The 20,653-nt window shown below is 59.9% G+C and carries 18 protein-coding genes and 2 pseudogenes; 12 read left to right on the top strand and 8 right to left on the bottom strand.

Going from position 1 to position 20,653, the window contains the following annotated elements; translation table 11 throughout:
- Positions 1–453: 453 nt before the first annotated feature.
- Entirely contained in the window at positions 454–3,942 is a 3,489-nt protein-coding gene (gene carB, locus RHIBUN_RS0125535) for a carbamoyl-phosphate synthase large subunit (RefSeq protein WP_025661741.1), read from the top strand.
- Positions 3,943–3,996: 54 nt separating this feature from the next.
- Here carB and RHIBUN_RS0125530 read toward each other — a convergent pair whose 3' ends face one another.
- The gene (locus tag RHIBUN_RS0125530) at positions 3,997–5,028 is read right to left on the bottom strand and encodes an alpha/beta fold hydrolase (RefSeq protein WP_025661740.1); all 1,032 of its coding nucleotides are present in this window, start codon (positions 5,026–5,028) and stop codon (positions 3,997–3,999) included.
- A 479-nt stretch (positions 5,029–5,507) separates the two neighbouring features.
- Between RHIBUN_RS0125530 and greA the strand changes: the two genes are divergently transcribed.
- Both greA and RHIBUN_RS0125520 read left to right on the top strand, forming a co-directional pair.
- Complete coding sequence (gene greA, locus RHIBUN_RS0125525; RefSeq protein WP_018857193.1) at positions 5,508–5,984, top strand: transcription elongation factor GreA; 477 nt, start codon at positions 5,508–5,510, stop codon at positions 5,982–5,984.
- Positions 5,985–6,015: 31 nt separating this feature from the next.
- Entirely contained in the window at positions 6,016–7,065 is a 1,050-nt protein-coding gene (locus RHIBUN_RS0125520; RefSeq protein ID WP_025661739.1) for a glycosyltransferase family 4 protein, read from the top strand.
- Between the two features lie 9 nt (positions 7,066–7,074).
- On the opposite strand, the gene RHIBUN_RS0125515 is transcribed toward RHIBUN_RS0125520, so the two are convergent.
- From RHIBUN_RS0125515 to RHIBUN_RS0125505, 3 genes are all read right to left on the bottom strand, one after another.
- Positions 7,075–8,100, bottom strand: a complete 1,026-nt coding sequence (locus tag RHIBUN_RS0125515) for a glycosyltransferase (RefSeq protein ID WP_025661738.1) — start codon at positions 8,098–8,100, stop codon at positions 7,075–7,077.
- Positions 8,101–8,117: 17 nt separating this feature from the next.
- Positions 8,118–8,927: a glycosyltransferase family 2 protein gene (locus tag RHIBUN_RS0125510; protein ID WP_025661737.1), complete on the bottom strand. Its 810-nt coding sequence runs from the start codon at positions 8,925–8,927 to the stop codon at positions 8,118–8,120.
- A gap of 102 nt (positions 8,928–9,029) precedes the next feature.
- Positions 9,030–9,497, bottom strand: coding sequence for an Lrp/AsnC family transcriptional regulator (locus RHIBUN_RS0125505; RefSeq protein WP_007534169.1), 468 nt, complete (start codon positions 9,495–9,497; stop codon positions 9,030–9,032).
- Between the two features lie 234 nt (positions 9,498–9,731).
- Here RHIBUN_RS0125505 and trxB point away from each other — a divergent pair, with 234 nt between their 5' ends.
- The 5 genes and pseudogenes from trxB to RHIBUN_RS35700 all read left to right on the top strand — a co-directional run bounded on the left by trxB (position 9,732) and on the right by RHIBUN_RS35700 (position 14,558).
- Positions 9,732–10,706, top strand: coding sequence for a thioredoxin-disulfide reductase (gene trxB, locus RHIBUN_RS0125500; RefSeq protein WP_025661736.1), 975 nt, complete (start codon positions 9,732–9,734; stop codon positions 10,704–10,706).
- 23 nt (positions 10,707–10,729) lie between these two features.
- Positions 10,730–11,626: a LysR family transcriptional regulator VtlR gene (locus RHIBUN_RS0125495; RefSeq protein ID WP_018857199.1), complete on the top strand. Its 897-nt coding sequence runs from the start codon at positions 10,730–10,732 to the stop codon at positions 11,624–11,626.
- Between the two features lie 541 nt (positions 11,627–12,167).
- On the top strand, positions 12,168–12,461 hold the full coding sequence (locus RHIBUN_RS0125490; RefSeq protein WP_025661735.1) for a metalloregulator ArsR/SmtB family transcription factor: 294 nt from the start codon (positions 12,168–12,170) through the stop codon (positions 12,459–12,461).
- 97 nt (positions 12,462–12,558) lie between these two features.
- On the top strand, positions 12,559–13,683 hold the full coding sequence (locus RHIBUN_RS0125485) for an alkene reductase (protein WP_018857201.1): 1,125 nt from the start codon (positions 12,559–12,561) through the stop codon (positions 13,681–13,683).
- A gap of 72 nt (positions 13,684–13,755) precedes the next feature.
- Positions 13,756–14,558, top strand: a pseudogene (locus RHIBUN_RS35700) (aminoglycoside phosphotransferase family protein).
- Between the two features lie 40 nt (positions 14,559–14,598).
- On the opposite strand, the gene RHIBUN_RS0125475 reads toward RHIBUN_RS35700, so the two are convergent.
- Complete coding sequence (locus RHIBUN_RS0125475; RefSeq protein ID WP_025661733.1) at positions 14,599–15,609, bottom strand: NAD(P)H-binding protein; 1,011 nt, start codon at positions 15,607–15,609, stop codon at positions 14,599–14,601.
- A 93-nt stretch (positions 15,610–15,702) separates the two neighbouring features.
- Here RHIBUN_RS0125475 and RHIBUN_RS0125470 point away from each other — a divergent pair, with 93 nt between their 5' ends.
- Complete coding sequence (locus RHIBUN_RS0125470; protein ID WP_025661732.1) at positions 15,703–16,614, top strand: LysR family transcriptional regulator; 912 nt, start codon at positions 15,703–15,705, stop codon at positions 16,612–16,614.
- A 27-nt stretch (positions 16,615–16,641) separates the two neighbouring features.
- Here RHIBUN_RS0125470 and RHIBUN_RS0125465 read toward each other — a convergent pair whose 3' ends face one another.
- Positions 16,642–16,923: a DUF2188 domain-containing protein gene (locus RHIBUN_RS0125465; protein WP_007534149.1), complete on the bottom strand. Its 282-nt coding sequence runs from the start codon at positions 16,921–16,923 to the stop codon at positions 16,642–16,644.
- A gap of 230 nt (positions 16,924–17,153) precedes the next feature.
- On the opposite strand from RHIBUN_RS0125465, the gene RHIBUN_RS0125460 reads away from it, so the two are divergent.
- A complete protein-coding gene (locus tag RHIBUN_RS0125460) occupies positions 17,154–18,248 on the top strand; it encodes a calcium:proton antiporter (protein ID WP_025661731.1) in 1,095 nt (364 codons plus the stop codon).
- Positions 18,249–18,321: 73 nt separating this feature from the next.
- Here RHIBUN_RS0125460 and RHIBUN_RS0125455 read toward each other — a convergent pair whose 3' ends face one another.
- Positions 18,322–19,524, bottom strand: coding sequence for a pyridoxal phosphate-dependent aminotransferase (locus RHIBUN_RS0125455; RefSeq protein ID WP_025661730.1), 1,203 nt, complete (start codon positions 19,522–19,524; stop codon positions 18,322–18,324).
- Positions 19,525–19,610: 86 nt separating this feature from the next.
- Positions 19,611–19,880 carry a hypothetical protein gene (locus tag RHIBUN_RS36525; protein ID WP_062372818.1) on the bottom strand — a complete coding sequence of 90 codons (270 nt, stop codon included), beginning with the start codon at positions 19,878–19,880 and terminating at the stop codon, positions 19,611–19,613.
- 20 nt (positions 19,881–19,900) lie between these two features.
- Between RHIBUN_RS36525 and RHIBUN_RS0125450 the strand changes: the two genes are divergently transcribed.
- Both RHIBUN_RS0125450 and RHIBUN_RS33930 read left to right on the top strand, forming a co-directional pair.
- The gene (locus tag RHIBUN_RS0125450; protein WP_025661729.1) at positions 19,901–20,275 is read left to right on the top strand and encodes a hypothetical protein; all 375 of its coding nucleotides are present in this window, start codon (positions 19,901–19,903) and stop codon (positions 20,273–20,275) included.
- Positions 20,272–20,589, top strand: a pseudogene (locus RHIBUN_RS33930) (class GN sortase); the annotation flags it as partial. The gene RHIBUN_RS0125450 and the pseudogene RHIBUN_RS33930, both read left to right, overlap by 4 nt.
- Positions 20,590–20,653: the final 64 nt, after the last annotated feature.

The raw sequence follows: 20,653 nt of genomic DNA, 5'->3' as shown, positions 1-20,653 counted from the left end.
GGCTCAGGCAGCCATGGCCGCCTGAGCCGGAAACAGACAACCGGACAGGTTTCGGGCGGGCACTGCCATCAGCCCCCCGGAGCAAGGTCCCTTCGCCGGGACGATGGATGGGTTAGGCCGCTGAAAGCCAAGCAGCACTCAGGTGACTGCGCGTTCCTAGATTGGCCAGCCGGTCCTCAGCAGACCCCATAAAGCAGCGGCCAAGCCCCGACTGCGAACAGAAGCAAGCACTCGGCGAGGGACTAAGCTCACAAGGGATTGACTCAAGGCCCGTTACAGAAGGCTCTCACAAGAGCTGCCAATTCCTGTCGATTCCGCAAATTATGGGGTTCCGTTTACAAATACATTTGCCTATAAGCCGCTTCTAGCCTGAAAAGACCATCATATGCGCGACCCGGCCGGTGCCTCCCACCCTGGCCGGCTTTCTGCGCAGCTAGGAAACGGAAAACGCCCATGCCGAAGCGCCAAGATATCAAATCGATCCTCATCATCGGCGCAGGACCGATCGTCATTGGCCAGGCTTGCGAATTCGACTACTCCGGCACCCAGGCCTGCAAGGCGCTGAAGGAGGAAGGCTACCGCGTCATCCTCGTCAACTCCAACCCGGCAACGATCATGACCGACCCGGGCCTCGCCGACGCCACCTACGTCGAGCCGATCACCCCCGAAGTCGTCGCCAAGATCATCGCCAAGGAGCGCCCCGACGCGCTGCTGCCGACCATGGGCGGCCAGACCGCGCTCAACACCGCGCTTTCCCTGAAGAGAATGGGCGTCCTGGACCGTTACAATGTCGAAATGATCGGCGCCAAGCCCGCCGCTATCGACAAGGCCGAAGACCGCGCCCTGTTCCGCGAGGCGATGGAAAAGATCGGCCTCGAAACCCCGCGCTCGATGCTCGCCAACGCCACCGACATCAAGGATGCCGACCGCAAGACGCATGAAGCCGAGCGCAACAAGCTGAAGGAAAGCCTCTCCGGCGCCGAACTCGACAAGGCGCTCGACGAACTGGAAAACCAGTGGAACCTCGGCGAGACCGACCGCAAGCAGCGCTACATCAGCCACGCCATGGCGATTGCCGCCCAGGCGATCGACGTCGTCGGCCTGCCCGCCATCATCCGCCCCTCCTTCACCATGGGCGGCACCGGCGGCGGCATTGCCTACAACCGCTCGGAGTTCTTCGAAATCATCGGGGGTGGCCTCGATGCCTCCCCGACGACCGAAGTTCTGATCGAGGAATCGGTTCTCGGCTGGAAGGAATACGAAATGGAAGTCGTCCGCGACAAGGCGGACAACTGCATCATCATCTGCTCGATCGAAAACATCGACCCGATGGGCGTCCACACGGGCGACTCGATCACCGTCGCGCCAGCTTTGACGCTGACCGACAAGGAATACCAGATGATGCGCAACGCCTCGATCGCGGTCCTGCGCGAGATTGGCGTGGAAACCGGCGGCTCGAACGTCCAGTTCGCCGTCAACCCGAAGGACGGCCGCCTCGTCGTCATCGAAATGAACCCGCGCGTCTCGCGTTCGTCGGCGCTTGCCTCGAAGGCCACCGGCTTCCCGATCGCCAAGGTCGCCGCCAAGCTCGCCATCGGCTACACGCTCGACGAGCTCGACAACGACATCACCGGCGGCGCGACTCCCGCCTCCTTCGAACCGTCGATCGACTACGTCGTCACCAAGATCCCGCGTTTCGCCTTCGAGAAGTTCCCGGGCGCCTCGCCGGTTCTCACCACCGCCATGAAGTCGGTCGGTGAAGTCATGGCGATCGGCCGCACCTTCGCCGAATCGTTGCAGAAGGCGCTGCGCGGCCTCGAAACCGGCCTGACCGGCCTCGATGAAATCGAAATCCCCGGTGTTGAAGAAGGCGAATCCAGCCAGAACGCCATCCGCGCCGCGATCGGCACACCGACGCCGGATCGCCTGCGCATGGTGGCCCAGGCGCTTCGCCAGGGCATGAGCCCCGAAGAGGTTCACGAGGGCTGCAAGATCGACCCTTGGTTCATCGCCCAGTTCAAGGCGATCGTCGATATGGAAGCCCGCATCCGCGAGCATGGCCTGCCGACAGACGCCACGAACCTGCGCACGCTGAAGGCAATGGGCTTCTCCGACGCCCGCCTCGCCACGCTGACGGGCAAGCGCCCGAAGGAAGTCGCCGAGCTGCGCAACAGCCTGAACGTCCGCCCGGTCTTCAAGCGCATCGATACCTGCGCTGCCGAGTTCGCCTCGCCGACCGCCTACATGTACTCGACCTACGAAACGCCTTTTGTCGGTGAACTGCGCTCTGAAGCCGAAGTCTCGGCCGCCAAGAAGGTCGTCATCCTCGGCGGCGGTCCGAACCGTATCGGCCAGGGCATCGAGTTTGACTACTGCTGCTGCCATGCCGCCTTCGCGCTACGTGACGCCGGCTACGAAGCTATCATGATCAACTGCAACCCGGAAACGGTCTCGACCGACTACGACACGTCGGATCGCCTCTATTTCGAGCCCCTCACGGCTGAAGACGTGATCGAGATCCTCCGCACGGAGCAGGAAAAGGGCGAAGTCGTCGGCGTCATCGTCCAGTTCGGCGGCCAGACCCCGCTGAAGCTTGCCGAAGCGCTTGAGAAGAACGGCATCCCGATCCTCGGCACTGCGCCCGACATGATCGACCTTGCCGAAGACCGCGACCGCTTCCAGAAGCTCCTGATCAAGCTCGACCTGACCCAGCCGAACAACGGCATCGCCTACTCGGTCGAACAGGCTCGCCTGGTCGCCACCGAGATCGGCTTCCCGCTGGTCGTGCGCCCGTCCTACGTTCTCGGCGGCCGCGCCATGCAGATCCTGCATTCGGAAGGCCAGCTGCAGACCTACCTGCTCGACACCGTGCCGGAACTGGTGCCCGAAGACATCAAGCAGCGATACCCGAACGACAAGACCGGCCAGATCAACACCCTGCTCGGTAAGAACCCGCTGCTGTTTGACAGCTATCTCTCGAACGCCATCGAAGTCGACGTCGACTGCCTCTCCGACGGCAACGACGCCTTCATCGCCGGCATCATGGAACACATCGAGGAAGCTGGCATCCATTCGGGCGATAGCGCCTGCTCACTGCCGCCGCGCACCCTTTCGAACGAGATGATCGACGAACTCGAGCGTCAGGCAAAGTCGATGGCCAAGGCGCTGAACGTCGTTGGTCTGATGAACGTACAGTTCGCCATCAAGGACGGCACCGTCTACGTGCTGGAAGTGAACCCGCGCGCCTCACGTACCGTTCCCTTCGTCGCCAAGACCATCGGCGCCCCAATCGCCAAGATCGCCGCCCGCGCCATGGCCGGGGAGAAGCTCGACGCGCTGTTCTCGACCTACGGCCAGAAGCCGGATCCGCGCAACCTCAAGCATATCGCCGTCAAGGAAGCCGTCTTCCCGTTTGCCCGCTTCCCCGGCGTCGACACGCTGCTCGGCCCGGAAATGCGCTCGACCGGCGAAGTCATCGGCCTCGACACCGATTTCGCGCTGGCCTTTGCGAAGTCGCAGCTCGGCGCCGGCGTTGAACTGCCGCGTGACGGAACGGTCTTCGTATCGGTCCGCGACGAGGACAAGCCGCGCGTTCTGCCGGCCATCCGCGTTCTCGTCGGCGAAGGCTTCAAGGTTCTGGCAACCGGGGGCACGCAGCGCTTCCTGGCTGAGAACGGCATCGCGGCTACGAAGATCAACAAGGTCCTGGAAGGTCGCCCACACATCGAAGATGCGATCCGCAACCGCCAGGTCCAGCTCGTGATCAATACGACGGACGGCAACAAGGCGATCTCCGACTCCAAGTCGCTGCGCCGCGCAACGCTGATGCAGAAGGTCCCCTACTACACCACGATGGCCGGCGCCGAGGCGGCCGCCCAGGCGATCAAGGCGCTGCGGGCTGGCAACCTCGAAGTTCGTCCGCTGCAAAGCTACTTCCAATAAAGAATTGGACCGGCGCGCCATCCGCGCCGGTCCGCTCTCGAGGCGTCGGAGCCGTTAGATTCGCGCCCTTGCATCCTGCGCGTCCGCCTTGACGTTCCAGGCATCCTGAAAGGCCGGTCGCCGCCGATCCTGCAAAATCAGCTTTCCGCCTTCTTCACGCCGCGTCGGAATGGCGTGACGATCGATAGCGCCTTCCAGAGTCATCGCAAGGTCGCGGGCGAAAACCCGATTGCCGATATGCCATGAGTGGGTCCATGAACCAATCTGGGGCTGCGAAGCTGGATCGACCGTATTGAAATACTCACCGCAATTGACGTCGACCGCTTTAGCGTTGACCAACGCCGGCAGCCCAACGCGACCGACGCGCGGCGCAACGCCGAGCCTCTTCGCGTTGGATACGGCAAGGACGGAATCGAAAGGATTGGAGTAGTTGGTGAGCCGCATGATCCGGCGGAACATCGGCTGATTCCAGTCGCTCGCAAGCGACAGGCTATCCGTGGACACATCGCCGCCGATGAACGACACCTGGCCGACGCGCCAGTCCGCCTTGAAGAGATCGCCCTGCTTGTCCGACTGCGCAAAGGCATCCATGATCACATAGCAGCCTGTAGAATGACCAAGCAGGTGCACATTGGTTTCGCAGCCGGCCTGCTGGCTCTGCTTCAGAAGTCGAATACCCTTCGTCACGAGTTCGCTTGCAACAGCCGCCGCATCCGAGCGATCCTCGAGATAGTTGAGCGTCTGGTTGTCGCTCGGCCAGTCGAAGGCAACGATCTCACCACGCCAACCCTCTGCTCGCATGTCCGCACGCAACTGCCTGATGCGCTTTAGAACGGTCGGAATGTCATTGTTGTAGCCATGCACAAAAATAAGCACATCGCCCCGCGGACCGATCGAATTCGGATTCTCGTCGCCATCCGCAAGCCCCTGCACCTCGGCGACCCAATCCTTCGCACTGGATACTGCCTGGCGCGCATCGTAGCTGTCGAGCACATCAGGCACCTTCAGGAACTTGATCGGCCCGGGTTCCGCGATCAATGCATCACCCGTTCGCTTTCTGGCACTGATGATGTAGTTGTCGCCCATCTTCCCCTCCTGCGCCAACAAGCCCTACGCCCAAGACGATCGCATCAGCTTACAGATTCAACCCAAAGACGCCAATGCAGCGCCGATGCGGGCAATATCTCGGCCGGCGTTCTTCCTGACGGCGATAGAGCCAACAACGACGCCTCAGCCCATTGGAGCCTGTACCAACGGTCGAATCACGCTTTGCGATCCCGAGGGAACGGCGAAATATGCATCATTTTTTGCGCGATCGAGAGAATTGCCAGTCAGTCCTTCAGAGGCGTTCTCAGCGAACCGTCCACCTCAAAGTCAATATTGCTCAGGTTTGCGGTCGTAACGGAGCGCCTCCGGGTAGCGATACGAATTTTATGGAAATCAGCGGTGGCGATCTGCTATAACCACAACAGTTAGGATTGTTACACGGTTCCGAAGTTCCCCTTCGGGACCTGTTTTCTTTTGTGTCTGCGGCTAAGCGGACACGGGGAGTGAAGGACAGAAAAATGGTTGATAAGGTACCGATGACGCAGGGTGGTTTCGTCAAGCTGCAGGAAGAACTGCGCTGGCGTCAGCAGGAGGAGCGCCCCCGCATCATCGAGGCAATCGCCGAGGCCCGTGCCCATGGTGACCTCTCGGAAAACGCCGAATACCATGCGGCCAAGGAAGCGCAGAGCCACAACGAAGGCCGCATCAGCGAGCTTGAAGACCTGACCGCACGCGCGGAGGTCATCGACCTGTCGAAGATGTCCGGTGACAAGATCAAGTTCGGCGCGAAGGTGAAGCTCGTCGACGAAGACACTGAAGAAGAAAAGACCTATCAGATCGTCGGCGATCAGGAAGCCGATGTTAAGGCCGGCCGGATCTCCATCTCGTCGCCGATCGCTCGCGCGCTGATCGGCAAGGAAGTCGGCGACTCGATCGAAGTCAACGCACCCGGCGGCTCCAAGGCCTACGAAGTCCTTTCCATTTCCTGGGGCTGATTGATCCGTGGAAAGTCGCGGCCAACCGGCTATCGTCAATGTCAGTGACGTCGAGATTATTGCGCCGAACTTCAAAAAACGGCTCTCCGGCGTCACCTCCACCATCATTCAGCTGATCCCGGTCCAGCGCGTACTCGGCGAGAAGATTGCGACCCTCGGACCGGGCCTTCCAGCATCTCTGCCGCACATTCGCTTTCGCGACCTGCCGAAGCTTTGGCGCGCGCCGCGCAGTCAGCCCTTCCGCATATGGCACGCCCGCCGCAACATCGAGATGCTGCCGGCCATTCTCATGCGCGATGTCCTGCGCATGCCCCTGAAGATTGTCTTCACGTCGGCCTCTCAGCGCCGCCACACCGGCTGGACGAAATGGCTTATCTCCAGAATGGACGCCGTGATCGCGACGAGCGGCAAGACGGCAAACTATCTGGAAGTGCCGAACACCGTTGTTCTGCACGGAATAGACACGGCCCGCTTCTCTCCGGCGGAAGACAAGGCAACAGCCAAACAGCTGCTTGGTCTTGACGCCACGAAGAGGATCGCCGGCTGTTTCGGTCGCGTTCGTCACCAGAAGGGCACGGATCTTTTTGTCGACAGCATGATCCGCCTGCTGCCGACCCGACCGGACTGGATCGCCGTTATTGCCGGACGCGCAACATCCCAGCACGTCGAGTTCGAGAAGGAGCTGAAGGCGCGCGCTGCAGCCGCGGGCCTGGCCGATCGCATTCTATTCGTCGGCGAGCACACCAATATCAATGACTGGTATCGGACGCTCGACCTCTTCATTGCTCCACAACGCTGGGAAGGCTTTGGTCTGACACCGCTCGAAGCGATGGCAACGGCGGTACCCGTGGTCGCTACCGACGTCGGTGCGTTTCCTGAACTGCTGGTAACGGGCGCCAACGAAACCGGCCTCATCGTCCCGCGCGACGATCTCGGTACAATGGTTCAAGCGTCCAGTCTCTTCATGGATGACGAAAGCCGCCGACAGCAGGCATCGGCCCGCTCCCGAACTCATGCGATGAATACCTTCAGTATCGAAGGCGAAGCACGGAAGCTTGGCGCCATTTATCGGTCGCTTTAAGCGACGACATCAAGGCTTGCGCTTGAAAAGCTCGAGATAGGCGTTGGCAACTGCGTCTTCGGAGAACTGCTTCATCAGCGTCTCCCGCCCCCCCGCAGCAACCTTCGCGGCCAGTACCGGATCGTTGATCAGCCGTTCGATGGCGTGCGAGAAACCATCGGCATCGCCGATGTCAACCAGTAGCCCATTGTCACAGTCACGCATGAACCACGAGGGTCCCTCGGAGCGGCTGGAGACAACAGGCTTGCCCTGCGCCCAGGCCTCTAGAATGACATTGCCAAGCGGCTCGTGCTTTGACGGCATCACGAAAATATCGGCAGCGGCGACGAACGGCCGCGTATCCTTCTGCCAACCGAGAAAACGTACGCGGTCCGTAACGCCAAGGTCGGCTGCGACCTTCTTGACGTTCTCCAATTCTTCGCCTTCGCCCGCAAGCCACAAATAGACATCAGGCAGCTTCGCCACCGCCGCCGTCAGCAAGGCAAATTCCTTGCGTGGTACGAAACGGCCCATCGACATCACGACGGGCGCATCAACCGGCGTGTTCAGCGACGCGCGATCGACGGGCGCCACTTGTTCAGTATTCGTGAAGTTCGAGATCACCTCGACGCCGCGTGTCCAGCCCAGCTTATTACGCACATGCTCGCCGATACCAGGCGTATTGCAAACGAGAATGTCGGAGTTTTTAAAGTAGCTGAGGTTTGTCGGGTAATCCCCAAGACGGGAGAGCTTGATACATCCCTTATAGTTCGGCATCAGTCGGCTGCCACGGGTCGCCCAAGAAAACAGCGCATCGGGCTTCTCCATACGCGCCATGTGTTTGACCCGCAAAGGCAATAGGATCCTGTCGGGTGAGAGATTTCGAAACTTGCTTTCGATGATGCGCGACGACTGCTCGATGTCCTTCCGCCATAGCCGGTTCGGACGGATGACCGCGGTTTGCTCGACGCCCCGGCGTGCCAGGGCGTTGACCAGATGAACAAAGAAACGCTCAGCACCGCCATCCTTGCCGAAATGATAATGCATCACTTTCATGATTGAACCTTTGGACCTTAGTGCCTTCCCGCATCATCAAAATTCGGATGCCGCTCGGCTGCCTTACGCTGATACAACTTCGCCTGCGTCAGAAAGGCGTACACAGCACCTGTCATAGCTTCTATGAAGCCCGACGGCCCGCAACGCCATAGACCGTTATGAAAATAAAGGCGCCAGAAATAGAGCACCGGGCTGAAAATCAGTCTGAGGAAGGTCGTCCCCTCGCCTAAGGCGAAGTGCTGATCGGCCTTCAGGGTCGAATACTTGTTTTCCTTGAGGATCTGATCATCGATGATCAGTGGCCGGTAATGAAGAAGGCTGCCGGACTTTGCGTCCTCGACACGCCCCGTCGGCACTATGCCTTCATGAACAGCTTGCGTGAGATCATATGCGCCCCTGCCCTTGCGGATCAGCCGCAGGTTCCTGCGCTCGTGCACGTGCACAGGGGTGTAGCCGTAACCGACCAGATAGGGGCGACGCGCCAGCCGCCACCCGACAATATCCTCGGGAGCGGCAATGAGCTCCGGCAAAAGCTTCCGCAGGGGTGCATCGAGCCGTTCATCGGAATCGATATTCAAGCGCCAAGGCTGCGTACACTGATCGAGTGCGAATTGCTTCTGCCCTGCGTAACCGCGCCAATTCTCGTGAAACACCCGGATCGGCCAGCCATTCTCGATATAGGACTCCAGCAGAGCAATCGTCCCGTCCGTCGAACCGGAGTCAACGACCACAATCTCCGCGCACTTATCCAGGCTCTCGATGCAATTGCCGAGATACGCTTCTTCGTTCAAGCAAATAATGAACGCGGAAATGGGCAATTTGGTCATTGGAATGATCTTCGTGTCTTTGTCCGCGGCAGAGCTAGCAAAGCGCCTTCACTACGGCATAAGCCGTTTCATTCATAGAGCATTGCTGCTTCTCTTTGCCGCTCAGACTTCGACCAGGCCCACCCGCTTGACCTGTCGGATCGTCAGCATCGTCCGCACGGTATCCACATGCTCATTCGCCGTCAGTACCTCGATAACGAAATCCTGGAAGCGCGTCAGGTTCTCTGCAACACAGTGCAGAAGGAAATCGCTATCCCCGGAAACCATCCAGGCCTGCCGCACGAGAGGCCACTGCGCAGTGGCGGCGGCAAAAGCCTTGAGGTTGGCTTCCGACTGATGCTTGAGGCCGACCATGCAGAAGGCGACAAGGTCGAAGCCGAGCTTCGGGCTGTTCAACATCGCGTGATAGCCTTCGATGACGCCAGTCTCTTCGAGCTTCCGCACGCGACGCAGGCACGGGGGCGCCGAAATCCCGACGCGGTCGGCGAGCTCGACATTGGTCATACGTCCGTCTGCCTGCAGCTCACGCAGTATCTTTATATCGATGGCATCGAGTTCGGCGCGAAGCACAATCCTGCCCTTCCTTTAATTCCTGATCGCCAGCTTCTATATAAAGCGACGGAATTCGCAAGAAAGTTTCAACACGGCGATGGATTGTTGCACAGCGCGCCGAGAAAGCCTTGTTGGTAACGCAGGGCTGCCCTTGAATAAAAGCACTGGACGTTCATAAATGGCGAATGGATCGCGAAACGGCCTCATTCGCCTCTTAGCCGCCGCTCTCCCGACAGTCGAAAGGAAATGCCCATGTCCGCCCGCCACACCAAGGTGCTCATTATCGGCTCCGGCCCTGCCGGCTACACGGCTGCCGTCTATGCAGCCCGTGCAATGCTGAAGCCAGTGCTGATCGCCGGCATGGAGCAAGGCGGACAGCTGATGATCACCACGGATGTGGAGAATTATCCGGGCTTTGCCGATCCCATCCAGGGACCTTGGCTGATGGATCAGATGCTGCAGCAGGCAAAGCATGTCGGCGCCGAAATCGTCAACGACATCGTCACCGAAGTCGAGATGAACCAGCGCCCGTTCGTGGCCCGCACCGACAGCGGCCAAGTCTGGACCGCCGATACCCTGATCATCGCGACCGGCGCCAAGGCAAAGTGGCTGGGCATCGAGAGCGAGCAGCATTTCCAGGGCTTCGGCGTCTCGGCCTGCGCGACCTGCGACGGTTTCTTCTACCGAAACAAGGACGTCATCGTCGTCGGCGGCGGCAACAGTGCCGTGGAGGAAGCGCTATACCTCTCCAACATCGCGAAGTCGGTGACGGTCGTTCACCGCCGCGACAGCTTCCGTTCGGAGAAAATCCTCCAGGAACGGCTGTTCTCGAAGGAGAACATCAAGGTCCTCTGGAACACCGAGGTCGCTGAAATCACCGGCACGCCGGCCAAGCCGCCGATGCCGCCGTCCGTTACGGGCGCTCGCCTGCGCGACACGCGCACGGGTGCGATCACCGAGGTTGCGGTCGACGGCGTCTTTGTTGCTATTGGCCACGCCCCGGCAACCGAGCTCTTCAAGGGCAAGCTGAAGCTGAAGGATAATGGCTATCTCTGGACCGCACCGGATTCGACGGCGACCAGCCTCGAAGGCGTTTATGCCGCCGGTGACGTGACCGACGACACGTTCCGCCAGGCGATCACCGCCGCCGGCTTGGGATGCATGGCAGCTCTCGAAGCCGAACGATATCTGACGGGCCATATGCCCGTCGCCGTGGCCGCAGAGTAGGACCGGCTATGAGGGGTGGGGGAATGCCATTGGATTGGGACAAGCTGCGTATCTTTCACGCAGCTGCCGAAGCGGGTTCGTTCACGCATGCGGCGGATAAACTGCATCTGTCCCAGTCCGCGATCAGCCGTCAGGTCAGCGCACTCGAGCAGGATGTCGGCACAAAGCTCTTTCACCGCCACGCGCGCGGTCTGATTCTGACGGAACAGGGCGAACTGCTTTATCGCACCGCCCACGACGTGCTCCTGAAGCTCGAAACCGTGAAGATGCAGCTAACCGAGACGACGGAAACGCCGACCGGAAAGCTGCGCGTAACGACGACGGTCGGCCTTGGCCAGGGTTGGCTGACCGACAAGATCCAGGAGTTCATGCAGCTCTACCCGGATGTCCAGATCCAGTTGATCCTCGACAACGAGGAAGTGGATGTGAACATGCGCTACGCGGATTGCGCCATCCGCCTGCGCCAGCCGGTGCAATCCGACTTGATCCAGCGCAAGCTGTTCACCGTTCACATGCACGTCTATGCGGCCCCCTCCTACATCAACCGCCATGGCGAGCCGCAGACGGTCGAGGACCTCGACAACCATCGCATCATTACCTTTGGCGAGCCCGCGCCGAGCTACCTGCTCGATGTCAACTGGCTTGAGGTCGCCGGACGCTCGTCCGACAACAAGCGCATCCCGCATCTGCAGATCAACAGCCAGACCTCGATCAAGCGCGCGTGCCTGCTCGGCATGGGCGTTGCCTGTATGCCCGACTACATCGTCGGACGAGATCCTGGCCTCATCCAGCTGCCGATTAACGCTGACGTTCCGTCGTTTGATACGTACTTCTGCTATCCTGACGAAATGAAAAATGCCGCCAAGCTGAAGGCTTTCCGCGACTTCATCGTCAGCAAGGCACGCAACTGGAACTTCTAGTTGCTCACCCTAGAAATACAAGCTGTGCAATATGCGCATGTCTGGCATGCATAAACTGGGGTTGCCGTTTGCTCATTAAAGCACCATATCGCACATAGCTGATGCACACGGTGGCTTTTCCTCCCAGTTCCACCGCATTAGCTGTTCCCCTCTGGAGGTTTTGACCTTCACACCTATAAGGGCCCCGATCTTTCGGCGGCCCTCTTTTTTTGCCCGATTTTTTCGCATTGCAGCAGAAAATTGTGCAGCGCATAGCAGGCATGCGCAAACATGCATTGCAATCTGCCTCTTGAAGCAGCATATCCCACTCAGCTGATGCATTTCGTGGCTTCTCTCCCAGTGCCACCGCGTTAGCTGTTCCCCTCTGGAGGTTTATTGACCTTCACACCTTTAAAGGGCCCCGATTTTTCGGCGGCCCTCTTTTTTTGCCCAGAATTTAGACAGATCCGAAAGAGCGGCAAATCACGCCGTCGTGTCTTGCATATCGAATGTTGCCGATCCATATATCGTCTACGGACGATTTATAATTCGAAGAACGACGATGGAAAAAGACGAGATCCTGAAGGCGATCGCTCATCCGACCCGGATGGAAATTCTGAACTGGCTGAAGAAACCTGAAGAGCATTTCTCCGCACAGGAACATCCGTTTGAGATGGGCGTCTGCGCCAGCCAGTTTGAGCGCTGCGGCCTGTCTCAGTCGACCGTATCAGCGCATCTCGCGACCCTGAACAGAGCAGGGCTTGTGACGACGAGACGCGTTGGCCAGTGGATCTTCTACAAGCGCAATGAGGAGACCATCGCGGCTTTCCTCAAGCAACTTTCGAAGGATCTGTAGCGTATGCGGCTGCGGCCCTAATTGGGCTCGCATCGTAACCTCCTCCCCCATCTTCGGCCTCGGCCGAGTGATCCTCCTGCACCAAGAAAGGACTCTCATGAGCAAGCTTTTCGAACCGACAAAGGTTGGCGACATTGCCATCAAGAACCATATCGTGATGGCGCCGCTGACGCGCAACCGCTCGCCGGGTGCCGTTCCGAACGACCTGAACGTCGAATACTACCGCCAGCGTGCGACGGCCGGCCTCATCATCACCGAGGCAACGGCCATCACACATCAGGGTCAGGGTTACGCGGACGTTCCCGGGCTTTACAAGAAGGAAGCGCTCGACGGCTGGAAGCGAGTGACGGATGCCGTCCACGCAGCAGGAGGCAAGATCGTCGTGCAGATGTGGCATGTCGGCCGTATCTCGCATACGACGCTGCAGCCAAACGGCGGAAAGCCCGTCTCTTCGACGAACCGCATCGCCAAGGCCAAGACGTACCTCGTCAATGACGATGGCACTGGCGCCTTTGCCGATACTTCCGAGCCGCGCGCCCTTCAAACCTCGGAAATCCCGGGCATCATCGAGGATTACCGCAAAGCCGCGCGCGCCGCGATCGACGCTGGCTTTGACGGTGTGGAAATTCACGGTGCAAATGGCTACCTGCTCGACCAGTTCCTGCGCGACGGCGTCAACGACCGCACCGATCAGTATGGTGGCTCGATCGAAAACCGGGCCCGCTTCACTTTCGAAGTGGTAGACGCCGTGACCAAGGAAATCGGCGCAGGCCGTACAGCCATTCGCATTTCGCCTGTCACGCCTTCGGGCGAGAGCTACGACTCCAACCCGCAAGCGCTCTTCACCCATGTCATCGAAGGCCTGGCGAAATATGATCTTGCCTATATTCACGTCATCGAAGGCCAGACCGGCGGCGACCGCGACTTCAAGCAGGGCACCAACGCCGCCTTCGACTATAAGGCTCTGCGCCAGGCCTATGAAAAGGCTGGCGGCAAGGCGAAGTGGATGGTCAACAACGGCTACGACCGGGACCTGGCGATTGATGCCGTCGAGAGCGGCCGCGCCGATCTCGTCGCTTTCGGAAAGCCATTCATCGCCAATCCGGATCTCGTGGGACGTCTGGAAAAGAACCTGCCACTGAATACGCCCGTGCAGGCCACCTTCTACGGCGGCGGACCAAAGGGTTACATCGACTATCCCGTGATCGAAAAGGCCGCCTGAACCATCAAGTGCCAACGGAATCCCGCCATTCGGCGGGATTTTCTTCTTCTAGCGCCTAGCTAACATGGCGCCATGTTCGAGTCGTACATCAAGCGCTGGCGACTGACCGTCGACGGCGAACCGATCATCACTCATTCCAGCCACCTCCTGCCCGTTCTCCGGGACGGCAAACCCGCCATGTTGAAAATCTCCAAGGACGAGGCCGAGCGGGCTGGCGGCGCTTTGATGCAATGGTGGGGCGGCATCGGGGCAGCGAAAGTCTACGCCCACGACAACGAGGCAGTTCTGCTCGAGCGTGCAATGGGCCATCGCTCGCTGTTGGGAATGGCAATGGACGGCGCGGACGATACGGCGACCCGCATCATGTGCCGCACCGTCGCAGAACTTCACGCCCCACGCGAACAGCCTTTGCCGGACCTCATTCCACTGGCCCGCTGGTTTCGTGACCTGGAACCGGCAGCACGTGCCCATGACGGCATTCTGGCCGAGTGCAACCACATCGCTGGAACACTGCTTGGAAATATCAGCGATCCCGTGGTCCTGCACGGCGACATTCACCACAGCAACATCCTCGATTTCGGCGAGGACGGCTGGCTGGCAATCGACCCCAAAGGCCTCATCGGCGAGCGTGGCTTCGACTACGCCAACATCTTCGCCAACCCAGATCTTCCGACAGTCGCTTCCCCGGGCCGTCTGCAGAGGCAACTCCGGATCGTCGCGACCGAAACTGGCCTAGAGCCGAAACGGCTGCTGCAATGGATAGTCGCCTATTCCGGCTTGTCGGCGGCCTGGTTTCTGGGCGGCGGATCGACGGAACTGGCCCAAAGCCCCTCGCAGTCGCGCGCATTGCGCTTGCCGAACTACAGCAGGGATAGGCACGCCGTAGGAGCCTCGCCGAGGCAGGCAAAAACAACACTAATACACCGCCTGCGCGGACGCGCGAGCCTCGAGTTCGTTCGGCTCAGCCGCCAGACACCCGAGTGCGACCAGGGAGCTACGAACAGCGTCGTCGATCGGGGTATGAGGCTCGCTGCCGAGTTCGGCAACCAATCGTTCGTTCGACATCCGCAGCGGCTCGCGCCAAAGGTACCGCATTTCCTTCAACTCGCGCATGAAGGTGACGAACGGGGCGGCCAGAGGCACGATCCACCACGGGAAGGCCCGCGTCTTTATCCTACTGCCGACAACCCGCTTGATTGCAGCGGCCATCTGGCTGCCATCGGCATCCCAGAAGCCATCCATGTGATACACGGCGAAGGGCGGAAGGCGATCACCACGCTCGACCAGACGGATCATCGTCTCAGCAACATCGGGCAGGTACGCCCACTGGTGTCCGACACCCGGCCAGGCCGGGTTCTTGACGGCCTCGACCGACTTTCCCGGCGTGACCATGCCTTGCGAAAACCAGCTGTTGGCAGCCCCCGGCCCGAAGTAGTCGCCGGCCCGAACGATGATGACGCGCGCGCCACTGCGCGAGGCAATCTCCAGTCGCCGTTCCATTTCGGCGCGGATCGCTCCCTTCATCGTCACGGGCTGCTGTGGACTATCCTCCCGAAGAACCGGAAAGGCATCCGGTCCGAAATTATAGACCGTGCCAGGCAGAACGATGCGCGCACCAACCGAATGTGCAGCGGCGATGGTGTTGTCGAGCATCGGGAGAACGAGCTTTTCCCAATCGCGGTAGCCCGGCGGATTGACAGCATGAATGATAAGGCTGACGCCGCGCGCCCCGGTCACGAGATCCTCGGCGTTCATCGCGTCGCCTTGGACCCACTCGAAGTCGGGCGCTTTCGCGCGAGCCTTCGCTGCATCGCGGTTCAGCGCCCTCACATGCCAACCGCACGCGGCGAGCTTCCGAGCGACCTCCCCTCCGATCCCGCCTGTTGCACCCAGTACCAGAGCAACCTGTCCGTTCTGCCCAGTCATGATGATCTCCGTCAATTTGAACTGAGCCAATCATGCGGGCATTTTCAGATAAACGAAATTGACGAATCTCGTGTCGCAGATATACACAAATGCATGAGGAGAGAACCGGACTGGCATTTCTACCGGACGCTATTGGCTGTGCTGGAACACGGGTCGCTTTCTGCGGCGGCACGTGACCTCGGCCTGACGCAGCCGACCGTCGGACGGCACATCGATGCGCTCGAGAATTCAATCGGCTCGCAACTCTTCGTCCGCTCGCCGAACGGTCTCTTGCCAACCGATGCAGCCCTTGAACTGAAACCCTATGCCCAAACGCTCGCAGCGACATCCGCCGCCCTGCTGCGAACGGCCTCGGGACATCGAGATCAGGTTGCCGGCACCGTCCGGATAAGCGCCAGCGAGGTCATCGGCGTCGAGGTACTGCCTCCCATCCTTGCACCGCTGATGGCTGCCCATCCCGATCTCAACATCGAGCTTTCGGCGTCCGACGCGATCGAGGACCTTCTCAATCGGGAGGCGGATATTGCCGTCCGGATGGCAGAGCCGACCCAGGATCAACTTGTCGGCCGCCGCATCGGAGAGATACCGCTCGGCTTTCACGCCCACCGGCGCTACCTGGCGCAACACGGCGCACCACTGGGGATGGCCGACCTCGCACGACATCGCCTCGTCGGCTTCGACCGGCAGACAGCCTATATCAGGACCATGATGGCGCGCTTTCCATTGCCAGACAATCTCGTCTTTGCGTTCAAGAGCGACAACCCGCTCGCGCAAATCTCGGCCATTCGTGCGGGTCTGGGGATTGGAATCTGCCAGATGGGCATCGCCGCGCAGGACCCAGATCTGTTGCCGGTTCTGCCCGAACTTTTCCGGATACCCCTCGACACGTGGGTCGTCATGCACGAAGGGATCAAAACGGCACGCCGCTACCGCGTCACGTTCGACGCGCTGGTAGACGGCCTGTTGAATTACACCAAGGGAGCTGTGCATAAACGCCGGGGTTGATCATCACATGGATGATGACCCCTGTGCTCATGCGCGCGGCGAGGCTTCGCTGGAATGGCTTTTCCAGGTGCCGTCGACAACCTCAGTCTCCGGCCGGTCTCCGCCTTCGGCATACTCCTCATGCCATTTACCTTTGTCATCCTGCCAGCTGATCTCGGCGGAATCACCGCCAACCTGCTGTTCAGCTGCAACGATACGGGCTGCCTCAAGCGCTTCGGAGTGTGTCGGGAATGCTTCGGAGTAGACACCGCCCAACCGGTAGGCCCAGCCTCCGTCGTGAGGAACGACCTCGTAGACCACCTTGACCATGCCTCTCACTCCTCTTCTTCTTGTTTCGCGCTCGAATACTGACCGGATGGCATCCAGTGCGCGGGCCGCGTTGGAGGAAACGAGAGGGCGCCGCGATATGCTTCCGGCTGACCGATGCGTTAGTATTCCATTAAATTCTCAAGACTGCAAACTTACTCCCTCCGCTCACTAGCTTGCCATGCAAAATCATCGTTTTAGACTTGTCGGATGAATCAAACTCGGAGCTTTCCGTGAAAATCGCGTCGCGGCTGAAAGACGAAACGTTCCTGGTGTTGGCGATAGGCGTCGCGGCTATCGCCTATGTGTCGGAACATGCATTTCTTGAAATGGGGCGTGAGATATCGCTGATCGCCGCTGCCGGGCTCGTCGCCACCATCGTCCTTGCCTCAATCCGTGTCGCCCACCATGCGGAGATTCTCGCGATCAAGGTCGGCGACCCCTACGGCACGATGATCCTGACGCTGTCGGCAGTTGCAGTGGAAGTGATCATCCTCGCGATCATGATGACCGGCGAAAGCTCTCCGACGCTCGTGCGCGACACGATCTATTCAGCCCTGATGCTCGACATCAACGGCATACTCGGCCTCGCCGCGCTGCTCGGCGGCTTGAAGCACGGCGAGCAGCCGTACAACGACAATTCGGGCAAGACCTACGGCGTGATGATCCTGACCGCCATGGGTATCTCGATGATCGTTCCGGAATTCGTGCCGGCGGAAAAGTGGCACTACTACTCCGCCTTCACCATCCTGGCGATGATCGCCCTCTACGCACTCTTCCTGCGCATGCAGGTCGGTCAGCACAGTTACTTCTTCAGCTACGCCTATCCTCGCAGCGAGCGGAAAGGCGATCCGGATGAGCACTCGATCGAAGACTCCACGACCGCGTCGATCACAACCATCCTGGTTGGGGTCGTCATCATCGGCCTGCTCGCGGAATTCATGTCGACCTTCATGACGGAAGGCCTGCGGGATTCTGGCGCTCCCGTTGTCCTGACCGCCATCGTTGTCGCAGCGATCTCGGCGTCGCCCGAGATCTTGACGGCCCTTCGCGCGGCGCTGCGAAACCGCATGCAAGCGACCGTGAACATCGCCATGGGCGCGTCGCTATCGACCGTCATCCTCACGGTTCCGGTCATGGAGGCCATTGCCCTTTACACCGGCCAACCGTTCATCATGGCGATGACGCCGGTGCAGACCGTGATGGTGGCGATTACGCTGATTGCGGCGGCCATCAACCTCAACGACGGTGAGACCAACGCCATCGAAGGCATGACGCACTTCATCCTTTTTGCAACGTTCCTGATGCTGTCGGCGCTGGATCTCTGACACCGCCAACTCCAATCCTGCAAACAAAAAACCCGCCGTCTCCGGCGGGCTTTTGTTTCGACGATAGTTCTGACTATTTGCAAGCGCCGCAGAAGCGCTGGATGCGCTTGCAGGCTTCCTCGAGCAACGCTTCCGACGTCGCGTAGGAGATGCGGAAGTTCGGGCCGAGGCCGAATGCCGAGCCATGAACGACGGCAACGCCTTCGCTCTCCAACAGTTCAGAAACGAAGTCTTCGTCGGTCTCGATCACCTTGCCCGACGGCGCGGTCTTGCCGATCAGGCCGGCGCAGGACGGATAGACGTAGAAGGCGCCTTCCGGCGACGGGCACGTGATGCCCTTTGCCTGGTTCAGCATCGACACGACGAGGTCGCGGCGGCCTTCGAAGATCTTCTTGTTCGCGGGAATGAAATCCTGCGTACCGTTCAGCGCTTCCACGGCAGCCCACTGGGCGATCGAGGTCGCACCTGAGGTCTGTTGGCCCTGAATCATATCCATGGCCTTGATCAGCTGGATCGGGCCTGCTGCATAGCCGATACGCCAGCCGGTCATCGCGTAGGCCTTCGAAACACCGTTCATGGTCAGCGTGCGGTCGTAGAGCTTCGGCTCGACTTCGACAGGCGTGACGAACTTGAAGTCGCCATAGGTCAGGTGCTCGTACATGTCGTCTGTCAGCACCCAGACATGCGGATGCTTCAGCAGCACGTCCGTCAGGGCCTTCAGTTCGTCATGCGTATAGGCAGCACCCGACGGGTTGGACGGCGAGTTGAAGATGAACCACTTCGTCTTCGGCGTGATCGCCTTGTCGAGGTCGGCGGCCTGGAGCTTGAAGTTGTTTTCCTGCGTCGCCGAAACGATGACGGGCGTACCGCCGCACAGCGAGACCATTTCCGGATAGGATACCCAGTACGGCGCCGGGATGACGACTTCATCACCCGGGTTCAGCGTCGCCATGAAGGCGTTGAAAAGGATCTGCTTGCCGCCGGTGCCGACGATCGTCTGCTCCCACGAATATTCCAGGCCGTTCTCGCGCTTGAACTTCGCGGCGATCGCCTTGCGGAGTTCAGGGATACCGGAGACCGGCGTGTACTTCGTCTCGCCGCGGTTGATCGCGTCGATGGCAGCCTTCTTGATATTATCAGGCGTATCGAAATCCGGCTCGCCGGCGCCGAGGCCGATCACATCGCGTCCTTTTGCTTTCAGCTCGCGCGCTTTCTGGGAAACGGCGATGGTGGCTGAAGGCTTCACACGGGAAAGAGCATCGGCAAGAAAGGCCATGATATCGGTCCTATACGGTTGATTTGGGCAGAAAAGCCGGGACCGGAATTCTGCGCTAAGCTCTATGTCCAATGTAGGCAGGCATTTCAAGCGCAAAGGCGTGATGGTGCCAATGATTCTTCGTGATCAATCGCCTGACCCAGCGTCCTGATTCGCGAGCTCGCGCGTTTGGATGGCTGAATCATTTTGCGAAGTGCTTGAATCAGTTTCTGAAGAGAGCGCGATTTACGCCCGGAAATCAAAATCCTCGGCACTTTTGCCCCTTGCCACGAATTGGTCGCAACAAATGCCGCGGCCTGCCGCAATTCGGTCGCGAGCACGCCGAGATCGAAGCCCCATTTTGTTGCATCCGGCATTGGTTATTGAGGGCATACCCATGTTTCTGGAAGACGAGTTTGTCATCAGGCGCCTTCGCGCCCGTCGCGTATCCATCTCACTACTGGTTGCAGTTGTGGCTTTCGCCGCGTCGATCCTTATGACCTTCGGGCTGGTAACGACGGTCTACGCCGAAGAAAGCCAGCAGGTGTCCGCACAGTCAGCCACATCGCACATGGCAGCCGCGCCAACGGTAAAGGCAGTGGGGTTGGGCGCACAGAATTCCGTGTCGGTAAAGCTGCCGCAAAGGGCGACAGGCGCTGACGAACGGATCACCCGCGGCAGCCTTATGCTTCTAGCCGCACTGGTCGCGACATGCGGGCTGGCCATCTGGCGCCGGCGACTACACGGCGTCTTTGCCGGAGCCAGCCAATGACGCCCGTGAATTCGGGACCCAGAGTTCGAAACCACGAGGCGGATGAATTCGGCCCGCTTCCGACCTATATCGAGCTCGCCATGGCGACGGCGGCGGCAACCGCTTACGACGCGAATACAGCGCAGGAAAACCGTATGCGCCTGCCCCGTCTCTCCGTCATCGAGAAGGCAATTGTCGTTAGCATCGCCGCTCTTGCGCTTTACGGAACGGTGCTGATCGCCGGCGGGCTCTATATCAAGGCCAAGGCCGAACTGTCGCAAATTCTCTCGCAGCACTCCTTTGCCGCCGAACTTCGTGGCGAAGACACCAGGCCTTGACCGTGGGCGGATCTCGCCACCGAAGCAGAGGTCCCCACTCGTCTACCCGCGACCGATCGTC

The organism is Rhizobium sp. IBUN (genome assembly GCF_000510625.1).
Taxonomy (GTDB): Bacteria; Pseudomonadota; Alphaproteobacteria; order Rhizobiales; family Rhizobiaceae; genus Rhizobium; species Rhizobium altiplani.
Note: the sequence above shows the minus strand (reverse complement) of the source record. Positions and strands in the feature narration are given on the sequence as shown.

Excerpts from the sequence above, each read along its gene's own strand:
- RHIBUN_RS0125475 (WP_025661733.1), bottom strand. The coding sequence starts at position 15,609 with ATGACTGGGCAGAACGGACAGGTTGCTCTGGTACTGGGTGCAACAGGC.
- trxB (WP_025661736.1), top strand. The coding sequence starts at position 9,732 with ATGTCCGCCCGCCACACCAAGGTGCTCATTATCGGCTCCGGCCCTGCC.
- RHIBUN_RS0125470 (WP_025661732.1), top strand. The coding sequence starts at position 15,703 with ATGAGGAGAGAACCGGACTGGCATTTCTACCGGACGCTATTGGCTGTG.
- RHIBUN_RS0125495 (WP_018857199.1), top strand. The coding sequence starts at position 10,730 with ATGCCATTGGATTGGGACAAGCTGCGTATCTTTCACGCAGCTGCCGAA.
- greA (WP_018857193.1), top strand. The coding sequence starts at position 5,508 with ATGGTTGATAAGGTACCGATGACGCAGGGTGGTTTCGTCAAGCTGCAG.
- RHIBUN_RS0125485 (WP_018857201.1), top strand. The coding sequence starts at position 12,559 with ATGAGCAAGCTTTTCGAACCGACAAAGGTTGGCGACATTGCCATCAAG.
- RHIBUN_RS0125490 (WP_025661735.1), top strand. The coding sequence starts at position 12,168 with ATGGAAAAAGACGAGATCCTGAAGGCGATCGCTCATCCGACCCGGATG.
- carB (WP_025661741.1), top strand. The coding sequence starts at position 454 with ATGCCGAAGCGCCAAGATATCAAATCGATCCTCATCATCGGCGCAGGA.
- RHIBUN_RS0125510 (WP_025661737.1), bottom strand. The coding sequence starts at position 8,927 with ATGACCAAATTGCCCATTTCCGCGTTCATTATTTGCTTGAACGAAGAA.
- RHIBUN_RS0125530 (WP_025661740.1), bottom strand. The coding sequence starts at position 5,028 with ATGGGCGACAACTACATCATCAGTGCCAGAAAGCGAACGGGTGATGCA.
- RHIBUN_RS0125465 (WP_007534149.1), bottom strand. The coding sequence starts at position 16,923 with ATGGTCAAGGTGGTCTACGAGGTCGTTCCTCACGACGGAGGCTGGGCC.
- RHIBUN_RS0125455 (WP_025661730.1), bottom strand. The coding sequence starts at position 19,524 with ATGGCCTTTCTTGCCGATGCTCTTTCCCGTGTGAAGCCTTCAGCCACC.
- RHIBUN_RS36525 (WP_062372818.1), bottom strand. The coding sequence starts at position 19,880 with ATGCCGGATGCAACAAAATGGGGCTTCGATCTCGGCGTGCTCGCGACC.
- RHIBUN_RS0125515 (WP_025661738.1), bottom strand. The coding sequence starts at position 8,100 with ATGAAAGTGATGCATTATCATTTCGGCAAGGATGGCGGTGCTGAGCGT.
- RHIBUN_RS0125450 (WP_025661729.1), top strand. The coding sequence starts at position 19,901 with ATGTTTCTGGAAGACGAGTTTGTCATCAGGCGCCTTCGCGCCCGTCGC.